Here is a 12,986-nt window from a genome sequence, read left to right as displayed (position 1 = left end):
CCCTTAGGCTGTACGGGACCATGTGACTGGGGTTCTGAGGAAGGCGTGCGGCGGAATGGCGCAGCAGGAGACTGACGAGCAGATCAACGACGGTTACGTCGTGGACACGGAGGACTGCGAGGCGCGTGAGCTCGCGTACCGCGAGCGGGGTACGGCGCGCCCGATCACCGTCGTGGGCAACCCGGTGCTGCACCGGGAGTGCAAGGACGTCACCGAGTTCGACGACAAGCTCGCCGCGCTGATCGACGACATGTTCGCCAGCCAGAAGGCCGCCGAGGGCGTGGGCCTGGCCGCGAACCAGATCGGTGTCGACCTCAAGGTCTTCGTCTACGACTGCCCCGACGACGAGGGCGTCCGGCACACCGGCGTCGTCGTCAACCCGGTGCTCCAGGAGCTGCCGGCCGAGCAGCGCGTCCTGGACGAGGCCAACGAGGGCTGCCTCTCCGTGCCGACCGCGTACGCCGAGCTGGCCCGCCCGGACTTCGCCGAGGTGCACGGCCGGGACGCCCAGGGCAACCCGATCAAGGTCAAGGGCACCGGCTACTTCGCGCGCTGCCTCCAGCACGAGACGGACCACCTGTACGGCTTCCTGTACATCGACAAGCTCTCCAAGCGGGACCGCAAGGACGCCCTGCGCCAGATGGAAGAGGGCACCCCGCGCTACGAGACCGTCCCGAACGACTGATCGCGTCCCCGGAGACGTACTGGTCCCCGGAAACGTACTCGTCCTCGGACACGACGAAGGGCCCCCTCCCCCGGAGCGGGGCCCTTCGCCCGTCTGTACCTGGAACGCGTGGGACCTAGAAGTCCTCGTCCAGGTCCACCGAGCCCTCGACCGCCACCTGGTAGGCGGACGGGCGGCGCTCGAAGAAGTTCGTCAGCTCCTGGACGCCCTGGAGCTCCATGAACGCGAACGGGTTCTCGGAGCCGTAGACCGGGGCGAAGCCGAGCCGGACCAGACGCTGGTCGGCGACGCACTGGAGGTACTCGCGCATCGACTCGGTGTTCATGCCCGGCAGGCCGTCGCCGCACAGGTCGCGGCCGAACTGCAGCTCCGCCTCCACGGCCTCCTTCAGCATGTCGACGACCTGCTGCTGGAGCGCGTCGTCGAAGAGCTCCGGCTCCTCCTTGCGGACGGTGTCCACGACCTCGAAGGCGAAGTTCATGTGCATCGTCTCGTCGCGGAACACCCAGTTGGTGCCGGTCGCGAGACCGTGCAGCAGACCGCGGGACCGGAACCAGTACACGTAGGCGAAGGCACCGTAGAAGAACAGGCCCTCGATGCACGCCGCGAAGCAGATCAGGTTCAGCAGGAAGCGGCGGCGGTCGGCGGCCGTCTCCAGGCGCTCGATCTTCTCGACCGAGTCCATCCACTTGAAGCAGAACTGCGCCTTCTCGCGGATGGAGGGGATCTCCTCGACCGCGTCGAAGGCGGCCGCGCGGTCGTCCGGGTCGGGCAGGTAGGTGTCGAGCAGCGTCAGATAGAACTGGACGTGCACGGCCTCCTCGAACAGCTGACGCGACAGGTACAGGCGCGCCTCCGGGGAGTTGATGTGCTTGTAGAGCGTCAGCACGAGGTTGTTCGAGACGATCGAGTCGCCCGTCGCGAAGAACGCGACCAGGCGGCCGATCATGTGCTGCTCGCCCGGCGTCAGCTTGGCGAGGTCGGCGACGTCCGAGTGGAGGTCGACCTCCTCCACCGTCCAGGTGTTCTTGATCGCGTCCCGGTAGCGCTCGTAGAAGTCCGGGTAGCGCATCGGACGCAGCGTCAGTTCGAAGCCCGGGTCGAGCAGGTTCTTGTTGTCGGACATTACTGGCAGGCCTCGCAGGACTCGGGGTTCTCAAGGGAGCAGGCGACGGCGTCGGGGTCGGCGGCCTGCTGGACGGGGATGGTGGCGGCGGTCGGAGCGGCGGCCTGGGCGGCGCGGGCGATCCGGGTCGCCGGGCGGGAGCGCAGGTAGTACGTCGTCTTCAGGCCCTGCTTCCAGGCGTACGCGTACATCGACGACAGCTTGCCGATCGTCGGCGTCTCCAGGAACAGGTTCAGCGACTGAGACTGGTCCAGGAACGGCGTGCGGGCCGCCGCCATGTCGATCAGACCGCGCTGCGGGATCTCCCACGCCGTCCGGTACAGGTCGCGCACCTCGGCCGGGACCCAGGTGAAGCCGGCCACCGAGCCGTTGGACTCGCGCAGCGCCTCGCGGGTCTGCGCGTCCCACACGCCGAGCCGCTTGAGCTCCTGCACCAGGTACGAGTTGACCTGGAGGAACTCGCCCGACAGCGTCTCGCGCTTGAACAGGTTGGAGACCTGCGGCTCGATGCACTCGTACACGCCCGCGATCGAGGCGATCGTCGCCGTCGGCGCGATGGCGAGCAGCAGGCTGTTGCGCATGCCGACGGTCGCGATCCGCTCGCGCAGCGCGGCCCAGCGCTCGGGCCAGTTGAGCTCGACGTCGTAGTGGTCGGGGTGCAGGACACCGCGCGCGGCGCGGGTCTTGTCCCAGGCCGGGACCGGGCCGTTGCGCTCGGCGAGGTCGGCGGAGGCCTCGTACGCGGCGAGCATGATCCGCTCGGCGATCCGGGTGGAGAGCGCCCGCGCCTCGGGGGAGTCGAACGGCAGCTTCAGCTGGAAGAAGACGTCCTGGAGGCCCATCGCGCCCAGGCCCACCGGGCGCCAGCGGGCGTTGGAGCGGCCGGCCTGCTCGGTCGGGTAGAAGTTGATGTCCACGACCCGGTCGAGGAAGGTGACGGCCGTACGGACGGTCTCGTCGAGCCGCTCCCAGTCGATGTCCGAACCGACGACGAACGCACCCAGGTTGACGGAGCCGAGGTTGCACACGGCCGTCTCCCCGTCGTCCGTGACCTCGAGGATCTCCGTGCAGAGGTTCGAGGAGTGGACCGTGTGGCCGGGCTCGGCGGTCTGGTTGGCCGTACGGTTCGAGGCGTCCTTGAAGGTCATCCAGCCGTTGCCGGTCTGGGCCAGGGTCCGCATCATCCGGCCGTACAGGTCACGGGCCGGCATGGTCTTGCGGGCAAGCCCCTTCGCCTCGGCGGCGCGGTACGCGGCGTCGAACTCCTCGCCCCACAGGTCGACCAGCTCGGGCACGTCCGCCGGGGAGAACAGCGACCACTCGGCGTCCGCGTTGACCCGGCGCATGAACTCGTCCGGGATCCAGTGCGCGAGGTTCAGGTTGTGCGTACGCCGGGCGTCCTCACCGGTGTTGTCGCGCAGCTCAAGGAACTCCTCGATGTCCGCGTGCCAGGTCTCCAGGTAGACCGCGGCCGCGCCCTTGCGCCGGCCTCCCTGGTTCACGGCCGCCACGGAGGCGTCCAGGGTCTTCAGGAACGGCACGATGCCGTTGGAGTGCCCGTTGGTGCCGCGGATCAGCGAACCGCGGGCACGGATGCGGGAGTACGACAGGCCGATGCCGCCCGCGTGCTTCGAGAGGCGCGCGACCTGGTGGTACCGGTCGTAGATGGAGTCCAGCTCGTCCAGCGGGGAGTCGAGGAGGTAGCAGGACGACATCTGCGGGTGACGGGTGCCGGAGTTGAAGAGCGTGGGGGAGGACGGCAGGTAGTCGAGCCGGCTCATCAGCCGGTAGAGCGCGGCGACCTCGTCGAGCGCGCGGGTGGAGTCGTCCTCGGCGAGGCCGCAGGCGACGCGCAGCATGAAGTGCTGCGGGGTCTCGATCACCTGGCGGGTGATCGGGTGGCGCAGCAGGTAGCGGGAGTAGAGGGTGCGCAGACCGAAGTAGCCGAAGCGGTCGTCCGCCTTACCGTCGATGAGCGCGTCGAGACGGTCGGCGTGCAGCTTGACGAAGTCGGCGGTGCGGTCGGCGATCAGGCCCTCGTGGTGACCGACGGCGACGGAGGCGGAGAAGCAGACCGAGCCCTGGGAGGCCGCCTCGTCCGCGATCGTGATGGTCAGCAGCCGGGCCGCGAGCCGGGAGTAGGCCGGGTCCTCGGCGATGAGACCCGCGGCCGCCTCGGTGGCCAGCTCGCGCAGCTCCGCCTCGTCCGAGCCGGCGTTGCGGCCCCGCAGAGCGGCGGCGGCGACCTTGCCGGGGTCGGTGTCCGTGAGGTCGGCGGTGAGGTCGGTCAGGGTCCGCAGGAGCACGGTCCCGGGTCCGTCGCTCTCGTTGCCGTCGCTCTCGATCGCTGCGGCCGGATCGGCGGGCGCGATGGTCACGTGGGGCTCTCCCTCGCTCGGCTCGGGGCCGGCGCGGGAGGCGGGCGGCGGCTCCCCGAAGGCAGGGGAGAACCGCGCCACGGCCCACTCCGCGAGGCCCAGACGTCTGTGACACCCGGAACGGAAGGACCGGGTGCGCTGTCGGCAGGTCTTCGGACTGACCGGACGGACGAAGCCGTCAAAAGCACACCGTTGCGGGACAGTTCCGGATTCGCACCGGATTCCCCTGCGACGACAGCGAGCACGAGCATACATGTGGGGGGCGCCGCTCTTGGCACCCCCCACATGTTGTGTCGCCCCCGAATTCGTTCGGGAATCAGGGAATACCCGGGGGTCACAGCTCCAGGGCGTACGTGAGCAGCGGCTCCATGTCCGGGATCGGCTTCCAGTCGCGTTCCGGAGTGCGGACGAAACCCATCCGCTCGTAGATCCGGTGCGCGCCGGACATGCCGCGCTGCGTGGAGAGCCGGACCCGTACGCACCCTTCCAGGGTCCGCGCCCGCTCGACACAGGCCCGGACGAGCGCCTCGCCGACCCCTCGGCCGCGCGCCGCCTTCGCGACCGCGAGCATCCGGAACTCCGCCTCGCCCGCCCCGGCGAGGTCGGCCCACGGCCGGTCTCCGGGGGTGAAGGTCACCCCGCCGAGCAGCCGCCCCGAGCGGTCCGCCGCGACCAGGACCTCGGCCTCGGCGTCGCGCCGGGCCACGTCGCGCAGGACGTGCAGGTAGTCGTCGTCCTCGCCGAAGTCGAGGTGTCCGTCGTCGAGGAAGGCGCGGGCGGTGATCTCGCCGAGCGTCTCGTACTCCTCGGGCCGTACCGCCCTGATCGTGATGTCCATGGCCCGCAGTCTGCCCGAGGGGCACGGCGAAGGGCCCGGGGATTTCCGCTCGGAAACCCCGGGCCCTCACGTGGTGCCGTTACGGCGTCAGTGCGAGCTCACGCCGACCTTCGGCAGCTCGGTCGAGACGCCCTTGTCGCCCGCGTCCGCCGTGTAGTCCGACGGCGAGGTCTCGTCCACGCCCTCCGGCGCCTTGACGGCCTTCAGGACGAAGGTGAGGACGACGGTGACGATGACGTTGAGCACGAAGGCGGTGAGGCCGATGTAGCCGATCTCGCCGATCCCCGGGATCTCGGCGGACGAGCCGCCGAAGTGCTTCTGGGTCGGGCTGGCCACGCCGTACGCCGCGGCCGTGCCGTAGACCATGCCGACGGCCCAGCCGGCGAGCAGCGCCCAGCGGTGGAACCAGCGGGTGAAGAGACCGCCGACCAGGGCCGGGAGGGTCTGCAGGATCCAGATGCCGCCGAGCAGCTGGAAGTTGATCGCGACCGTCTTGTCCATGGTGAGGACGAAGGCCAGCGCGCCGACCTTGACCAGCAGCGACACCAGCTTGGACACCTTGGTCTCCTGCGCCGGCGTGGCGTCCGGCTTCAGGAAGTCCTTGTAGATGTTGCGGGTGAAGAGGTTGGCGGCGGCGATCGACATGATCGCGGCCGGTACGAGCGCGCCGATGCCGATGGCGGCGAAGGCCACACCCGCGAACCAGTCCGGGAACATGTTCTCGAACAGCTGCGGGATCGCCAGCTGGCCGTTGGAGACCTTGACCCCGGCGGCGATCGCCATGAAGCCGAGCAGCGCGAGCAGGCCCAGCATCAGCGAGTACAGCGGAAGGATCGTGGTGTTGCGGCGGATCACGTCACGGCTGCGCGAGGAGAGCGTCGCCGTGATCGAGTGCGGGTACATGAAGAGCGCGAGCGCCGAGCCGAGCGCGAGCGTCGCGTAGCCCCACTGACCCATCTCGCCGGGCACGAGCGCGCCACGCGGCTTGTCGGTCGCCGGGTTGATCGTCGCGTACGCCTCGCCGGCCTTGGCGAAGATCTCGTCGAAGCCGCCCAGCTTGATCGGGATGTAGATGATCGCCACCGCGATGACGATGTAGATCAGCGTGTCCTTGACGAAGGCGATGAGCGCCGGGGCGCGCAGGCCCGAGGAGTACGTGTACGCCGCGAGGACACCGAAGGCGATGAGCAGCGGCAGGTCCTTGATGAACCAGTGCGTGTTCTCGCCGCCGCCGACGCCCATCACGTCCAGGACGGCCTGGATGCCGACCAGCTGGAGCGCGATGTACGGCATCGTCGCGAGGATGCCGGTGAGGGCCACCGCGAGGGACAGGCCCTTGGAGCCGAAGCGGCCGCGGACGAAGTCCGAGGTGGTGACGTACCCGTGCTTGTGCGACACCGACCAGAGGCGGGGCAGGAAGGTGAAGATCAGCGGGTAGACCAGGATCGTGTACGGCACGGCGAAGAAGCCGGCCGCGCCCGCCGCGTAGATCGCCGCGGGGACCGCGACGAAGGTGTACGCGGTGTAGAGGTCGCCGCCGAGCAGGAACCAGGTGACCCAGGTGCCGAACGACCGGCCGCCGAGGCCCCATTCGTCGAGGCTGTTCTCGTTCGCGGCCCTGCGCCAGCGCGAGGCCAGGAAGCCCATGACCGTGACGGCCAGGAAGAAGAAGATGAAGACGGCGAGTGCGACGCCGTTCACGCCGTCGTTCATCGCGACGCACCTGCCTTCCGGGCGCGCTGGTCACGCTGCCAGAGCACGTACGCGATCATCGTCAGCGCGGTCGAGATGACGACCCACGCCATCTGGTACCAGTAGAAGAACGGGATGCCGATGAACGTCGGCTCGACCTTCGCGTACGAACTCACCCAGAGCATCGCCACGAAGGGGGCGAACAGGCAGAGCGCCACGACGACCCTTAGGGGCGTGACGGTTGGTGGTTTGCCCTGTGGCTCTTCCGACGTCTCTTCGGACATACGGCGGACCGTCCCCTCGCTGATCACCTGTTGTAATGCGCAGGAAATCTAGGGGACGGTTTCGCGGTATGGAACCCCTGTCCGGATAGCGGACGGTGGGTGTGCGGCCTTTTGTCAGCCGTTGGGGCGCTTGAGCCTGGCAACGAACTTGTATCGGTCGCCGCGGTACACCGAACGCACCCATTCGACCGGCTCGCCCTGGGCGTCCAGCGAGTGGCGGGAGAGCATCAGCATCGGCAGGCCCACGTCCGTACCGAGCAGGCCGGCCTCGCGCGGCGTGGCGAGCGAGGTCTCGATGGTCTCCTCGGCCTCGGCGAGGTGCACGTCGTACACCTCGGCGAGCGCGGTGTAGAGCGAGGTGTACTTCACCAGCGAACGGCGCAGCGCGGGGAAGCGCTTGGCCGAAAGGTGCGTGGTCTCGATCGCCATCGGCTCGCCGCTCGCGAGCCGCAGCCGCTCGATCCGCAGGACGCGCCCGCCGGGGGAGATGTCGAGCAGCCCGGCCAGCGTGTCGTCGGCCGTGACGTACCCGATGTCGAGCAGCTGCGAGGTGGGCTCCAGGCCCTGGGCGCGCATGTCCTCGGTGTAGGAGGTGAGCTGGAGCGCCTGGGAGACCTTGGGCTTGGCGACGAACGTGCCCTTGCCCTGGATGCGTTCGAGCCGGCCCTCGACGACCAGTTCCTGGAGGGCCTGGCGCACGGTGGTGCGCGAGGTGTCGAACTCGGCGGCCAGGGTGCGCTCGGGCGGGACCGGGGTGCCGGGGGGCAGGGTTTCGGTCATGTCGAGCAAGTGCCGCTTCAGCCGGTAGTACTTGGGTACGCGCGCGGTGCGGGTGGCGACGCCGCCCTCTTTGTCCGTGCTGCCCGCGTCCGTGGCCATGGCCTGCCTTCCCGACTGCTGTGCTGCTGCCGTCACCGGCTCCTCCGTCTGTCGCGGCTCACATGGTGGCACGGACCGGTCACGGGTCGTCGCCCTCCCTCAGGTGTCGGTCCGATAACGGACGCGACTGCCCTTCTTATACACCCTTGACACCCCTAAAGGTCTAGGCCAAGCTCCGGGTACTGGTCTAAACCATTAAAGACCAGGTCCCAGCCCCACGAGCACTACTCGACGTATGTCTTCGCGCGGTGGGGGGGTTGCAGGCATCCCTGAGGAGGGTGGCGTGAAGCGCAAGCTCATCGCGGCGATCGGCGTCGCGGGCATCATGGTCGGCGTCGCGGCATGCGGCGGTACCGACAAGAGCGGGGACAACGCCGGCGGAGACGCCAAGGAGCTGACCGTCTGGCTGACGGTCGACGCCCAGAACAACTGGCCCGAGCTGGTCAAGGCCGCCGATGACGCGGTGACGAAGAAGCACCCGGGCATCAAGATCAACCACGAGTACTACGGCTGGCCGGACAAGAACACCAAGCTCGACGCGGTGCTCGCCACGGACAAGGCCCCGGACGTTGTCGAAATGGGCAACTCCGAGATGATCAGCTACATGGCCAAGGGTGCCTTCGCCGAGGTCGACGCCTCGAAGTTCGAGAACTCGGACAAGTGGCTCGACGCCCTCAAGGACTCGGTCACCTACAACGGCAAGACCTACGGCGTCCCCTACTACGCCGGTGGCCGCGTGGGCACCTGGCGCAAGGACATCGCCGCCGAGGCGGGCGTCAAGGCCGCCCCGAAGACCTGGGCCGAGCTGACCGCCGCGCTCGACGCCATCCAGAAGAAGAAGGGCGACAAGTTCAGCGCCTGGTACCAGCCGTCGCCGGACTGGTACGCCGCGATGTCCTTCGTCTACGAGGCCGGCGGCTCCATCGCCAAGCAGGAGGGCGACAGCTGGAAGGCGAACCTGTCCTCGCCGGAGTCCGTCAAGGGCCTCAACGAGTACAAGAACATCGTCGACAAGTACATGCACGGCGACAAGACCAAGGACGAGTCCGACCGCCCGGTCGTCTTCGGCCAGGGCAACTCCGCCACGATCTTCGCCGCCGGCTGGGAGGGCGCCACCGCGGCCGCCCCGGAGAGCGACAAGGTCGGCGGGCTGAAGGACAAGCTCGAGAACTTCGTGATGCCCGGCCCGTCCGGCAAGAACCTCCCGGTCTTCCTCGGCGGCTCGGACCTGGCCATCCCGGTCAAGTCCAAGGCGCAGGGCGTCGCGGCCGAGTGGATCGCCGCCTTCACCGGCGCCGAGGGCCAGAAGGGCCTCGTCGCCAAGGGCAACCTGCCCAACAACAAGGCGGACCTCGCCCCGCTGAAGGCCGACCCGGCCACCACGGTCGCGGCCACCGCCGCCGAGTCCAGCTGGTTCGTGCCGACCGCTCCGGGCTGGGGCCAGGTCGAGAAGGCCCAGATCCTCAAGACGATGCTCATCGAGATCGCCAACGGCAAGAAGTCGGTCGACGCCGCCGCGAAGGACGCGGACGCCGCGATCGACAAGGTCATCAACACCAAGTGACCTATGGGCAGGGCCCCGTCACCACGATGACGGGGCCCTGCTTCCCGTACCACGAGAGGGATCGTTGAGGAGCACGGGATGAGTGCCGCAGACACAACCACCGCGAAGGTGCCGCCGGTGCGGCAATCGCCACCATCCGGCTCCGGAGCCGGTACCCCGAAGCCGGGGAAGAAGCCGACCGCGGGCGGGGGTGGGATCCCATGGCTGCTGCTCGCGCCCTGCCTGCTCGTCCTGTTCCTGGTGCTCGGCTACCCGCTCGTGCGCCTGGTCACCCTCTCCTTCCAGGTCTTCGGACAGCCCCAGCTCTGGGGCTTCCAGGAGGCCGAGTGGGCCGGCCTCGACAACTTCACCAAGATCCTCGGTGACGCCGAGTTCTGGGCCGTCGTCCTGCGCACCGTGATCTTCGCGGGCGGCGCCGTGATCGCCACGATGGTCATCGGCATGCTGATAGCCCTGCTGCTCCAGCGGGTCTCCGGCTGGGTCAAGATGCTCATCAACATCGCGCTCGTGGCGAGCTGGGGCATGCCCATCATCGTCGCCACCGCCATCTTCAAGTGGCTCTTCGACGCCGACTACGGCGTCCTCAACTGGCTGCTCAGCAGGATCCCCGGCGTCGACATGATCGGCCACAACTGGTTCGCCAGCGGCCCGCAGGGCCTCGCCGTCATCATGCTGCTCGTGGTCTGGGGCGCCGTGCCCTTCGTCGTCATCACCCTGAGCGCCGGTCTGACCCAGGTCCCCAAGGAGCTGGAGGAGGCCGCCCGCCTCGACGGCGCCGGAGCCTGGGGCGTCTTCCGCTTCGTCACCCTGCCCATCCTCAAGCCGATCATCGTCATGCTGACGACGCTCTCGGTCATCTGGGACATGGGCGTCTTCCCGCAGGTCTACGTGATGCGCAACGGCCACCCCGAGGCGGAGTTCCAGCTGCTCACCACGTACTCGTTCGACAAGGCCTTCGTCGTCAACGACTACGGCACCGGCTCCGCGATCGCGCTCGTCACCGTCGTCCTGCTGCTCGGCGTGGTCGCCGTGTACATGCGGCAGATGCTCAAGATCGGAGAAGTGGAGTGACCACGGACACCGCTGCTCCCGCCGTCGCCACGAAGGCACCCGCCGCCCCGCGCCCCGTCACCCGGCGCCGCAAGACCAAGCTCGGCTGGAACCTCATCGGGCTCCTCGTCTTCGTCACGATCGGCTTCCCGGTCTACTGGATGGTCAACACGGCCTTCAAGCCGGCCAAGGACGCCATCGACCCGAACCCGCACTTCTTCCCCTCCGTGTTCACGCTGGAGAACTTCAAGCGTGCCCTGGAGATCGCGGACTTCTGGGGCCCGGTCACCCGCAGCCTCATCGTCTCCTCGGTGGTCGTCGTCATCGGCATCATCGTCGGCATGCTGGCGGCGCTCGCCATCTCCCGGTTCGCCTTCCGCGGCCGGAAGATCGTCATCGTCGGCATCCTCGCCGTCCAGATGGTCCCGCTCGTCGCGATGATCATCCCGGTCTTCCTGATGCTCAACGACCTGGGCCAGTACGACAAGATCAGCGGCCTGATCATCACGTACCTGACCTTCATCCTGCCCTTCACGGTGTGGACGCTGCGCGGATTCATCGTCAACATCCCGAAGGAGCTGGAGGAGGCGGCCATGGTCGACGGCTGCACCCGCACCGGCGCGTTCATCCGGGTCGTCTTCCCGCTGCTCGCCCCCGGCATGGTCGCCACCTCCGTCTACGGCTTCATCCAGGCGTGGAACGAGTACCTCTACGCGCTGATGCTGATGAGCCAGCAGAACCAGACGGCCACCGTCTGGCTCGGCAACTTCATCACGAAGAACGGCACCGAGTACGCCCCGATGATGGCGGGCTCCACCATGATGGCCGTCCCCATCGTGATCCTCTTCCTCCTCGTCCAGCGCAAGATGGCCGCGGGCCTGACGGCCGGCGCGGTGAAGGGATAACGCCGCCTCATGACCACACTCGTAAGCGCCTCGGACACCCTGACCCGTGACGCGCTCACGGTCCTGCAGCCGGGCTTCGTCGGCACGACCGCGCCCGACTGGCTGCTCCGCAGGATCGGTGAGGGCCTCTCCTCCGTCGGCCTGTTCGGCCGGAACATCGCCTCCCCCGAGCAGCTCGCCGCGCTCACCGCCCAGCTGCGGGCCGAGCGGGACGACGTCCTCGTCGCCATCGACGAGGAGGGCGGCGACGTCACCCGCCTGGAGGTCCGGCACGGCTCCTCCTTCCCCGGCAACTACGCCCTCGGCGCGGTCGACGACGTCGACCTCACCCGGTCCGTCGCCGCCGAGCTCGGCCGCCGGCTCGCCGCCTGCGGGGTCGACCTCAACTGGGCGCCGTCGGCCGACGTGAACTCCAACGCCGACAACCCGGTCATCGGCGTCCGCTCCTTCGGCGCCGGCCCCGACCTGGTCGCCCGGCACACCGTGGCGTACGTCGAGGGCCTGCAGGCCGTCGGTGTCGCCGCCTGCACCAAGCACTTCCCCGGACACGGCGACACCAACGTGGACTCGCACCACGCGCTGCCCCGGATCGATGTGGACCTCACCACACTGCACGCCCGTGAGCTGGTACCTTTCCGCGCCGCCATCGCGGCGGGTACCAAAGCGGTCATGAGCGCGCATATCCTGCTCTCCGCGCTCGACCCCGAGCGCCCGGCGACCCTGAGCCCGCAGATCCTGACCGGTCTGCTCCGTCAGGAGCTGGGCTTCGAGGGGCTGATCGTCACCGATGGCATGGAGATGCAGGCCATCGCGTCGACGTACGGCATCGAGCGCGGATCCGTCCTCGCGATCGCCGCGGGCGCCGACGCCATCTGCGTCGGCGGCGGGCTGGCCGACGAGGACACCGTACTGCGGCTGCGCGACGCGCTGGTCGAAGCGGTACGGACCGGTGAACTGCCCGAGGAGCGGCTGGCCGACGCCGCGGCGCGTGTACGCGCCCTGGCGGCCTGGACCCAGGCGCACCGGGCCAGGGGGGCTGAATCGGGGCCGGGCGCGGCAGTGCAGGAGGGGACCGCGCCCGGCACCGAGATCGGGCTCGTCGCCGCCCGCAGGGCCGTGACGCTCACCCCGGGGGAGCTGCCCTACACGCCCGTGACCGACGCTCCGTACGTCGCCGCCTTCACCCCGGTCGCCAACATCGCCGTGGGTGACGAGACGCCCTGGGGCGTCGCGGCCGAGCTGGCGCGGCTGCTTCCGGGCACCGAGACCGGCGCGTTCGACGAGCCGACGGTGGACGCCGTGCTCGCCGCGGCGAAGGAGCGGCGGATCGTCGCGGTCGTCCGGGACGCCCACCGGCACCCGTGGATGACCGAGGCCCTCGACGCCCTGCTCGCGGCCCGCCCGGACACCGTCGTGGTGGAGATGGGCCTGAACCAGGCTCCGCCCCGCGGCGCCCTGCACATCGCCACGCACGGCGCGGCCCGCGTCTGCGGCCGCGCGGCGGCGGAGGCGATCGCCGGGGTCCGGGATGTGACCTGAGGCCTGTACGGAGGCCTGTACGTGAGAGGGGCCCGGCACCTGAACC

General features: G+C 69.1%; 11 protein-coding genes and 1 riboswitch. Of the genes, 5 read left to right on the top strand and 6 right to left on the bottom strand.

Going from position 1 to position 12,986, the window contains the following annotated elements; translation table 11 throughout:
• The first annotated feature begins 55 nt into the window (after positions 1-55).
• Positions 56-685: a peptide deformylase gene (gene def / locus ACFWRO_RS35590; protein ID WP_384518358.1), complete on the top strand. Its 630-nt coding sequence runs from the start codon at positions 56-58 to the stop codon at positions 683-685.
• A gap of 115 nt (positions 686-800) precedes the next feature.
• Here the strand turns inward: def and ACFWRO_RS35585 are convergent, their stop codons facing one another.
• From ACFWRO_RS35585 to ACFWRO_RS35560, 6 genes are all read right to left on the bottom strand, one after another.
• Entirely contained in the window at positions 801-1,811 is a 1,011-nt protein-coding gene (locus ACFWRO_RS35585) for a ribonucleotide-diphosphate reductase subunit beta (protein ID WP_384518355.1), read from the bottom strand.
• The gene (locus ACFWRO_RS35580; RefSeq protein WP_384518352.1) at positions 1,811-4,189 is read right to left on the bottom strand and encodes a ribonucleoside-diphosphate reductase subunit alpha; all 2,379 of its coding nucleotides are present in this window, start codon (positions 4,187-4,189) and stop codon (positions 1,811-1,813) included. The genes ACFWRO_RS35585 and ACFWRO_RS35580 overlap by 1 nt, the downstream gene beginning before the upstream one ends.
• 125 nt (positions 4,190-4,314) lie before the next feature.
• Positions 4,315-4,457: riboswitch (cobalamin riboswitch) on the bottom strand.
• A 66-nt stretch (positions 4,458-4,523) separates the two neighbouring features.
• Positions 4,524-5,027, bottom strand: coding sequence for a GNAT family N-acetyltransferase (locus ACFWRO_RS35575; protein ID WP_384518350.1), 504 nt, complete (start codon positions 5,025-5,027; stop codon positions 4,524-4,526).
• Positions 5,028-5,114: 87 nt separating this feature from the next.
• Complete coding sequence (mctP, locus tag ACFWRO_RS35570; RefSeq protein WP_384518347.1) at positions 5,115-6,740, bottom strand: monocarboxylate uptake permease MctP; 1,626 nt, start codon at positions 6,738-6,740, stop codon at positions 5,115-5,117.
• The gene (locus ACFWRO_RS35565; protein WP_384518344.1) at positions 6,737-7,003 is read right to left on the bottom strand and encodes a DUF3311 domain-containing protein; all 267 of its coding nucleotides are present in this window, start codon (positions 7,001-7,003) and stop codon (positions 6,737-6,739) included. Before ACFWRO_RS35565 ends, mctP begins: the two co-directional genes overlap by 4 nt.
• A gap of 114 nt (positions 7,004-7,117) precedes the next feature.
• Positions 7,118-7,882, bottom strand: a complete 765-nt coding sequence (locus tag ACFWRO_RS35560) for a GntR family transcriptional regulator (RefSeq protein WP_362011472.1) — start codon at positions 7,880-7,882, stop codon at positions 7,118-7,120.
• 283 nt (positions 7,883-8,165) lie between these two features.
• Here ACFWRO_RS35560 and ACFWRO_RS35555 point away from each other — a divergent pair, with 283 nt between their 5' ends.
• The 4 genes from ACFWRO_RS35555 (at position 8,166) to ACFWRO_RS35540 (ending at position 12,940) form a co-directional block, all read left to right on the top strand.
• Positions 8,166-9,446 carry an extracellular solute-binding protein gene (locus ACFWRO_RS35555; RefSeq protein WP_384518341.1) on the top strand — a complete coding sequence of 427 codons (1,281 nt, stop codon included), beginning with the start codon at positions 8,166-8,168 and terminating at the stop codon, positions 9,444-9,446.
• Positions 9,447-9,524: 78 nt separating this feature from the next.
• Positions 9,525-10,517 (top strand): carbohydrate ABC transporter permease, encoded by a 993-nt coding sequence (locus ACFWRO_RS35550; RefSeq protein ID WP_384518338.1) that lies wholly within the window; start codon positions 9,525-9,527, stop codon positions 10,515-10,517.
• Complete coding sequence (locus tag ACFWRO_RS35545) at positions 10,514-11,401, top strand: carbohydrate ABC transporter permease (protein ID WP_384518333.1); 888 nt, start codon at positions 10,514-10,516, stop codon at positions 11,399-11,401. The genes ACFWRO_RS35550 and ACFWRO_RS35545 overlap by 4 nt, the downstream gene beginning before the upstream one ends.
• A gap of 9 nt (positions 11,402-11,410) precedes the next feature.
• Complete coding sequence (locus ACFWRO_RS35540) at positions 11,411-12,940, top strand: glycoside hydrolase family 3 protein (RefSeq protein ID WP_384518330.1); 1,530 nt, start codon at positions 11,411-11,413, stop codon at positions 12,938-12,940.
• The last annotated feature ends 46 nt before the right edge of the window (positions 12,941-12,986 follow it).

The sequence above is a fragment of the Streptomyces sp. NPDC058579 genome (assembly GCF_042718575.1).
Classification (GTDB): Bacteria; Actinomycetota; Actinomycetes; order Streptomycetales; family Streptomycetaceae; genus Streptomyces.
Note: the sequence above shows the minus strand (reverse complement) of the source record. Positions and strands in the feature narration are given on the sequence as shown.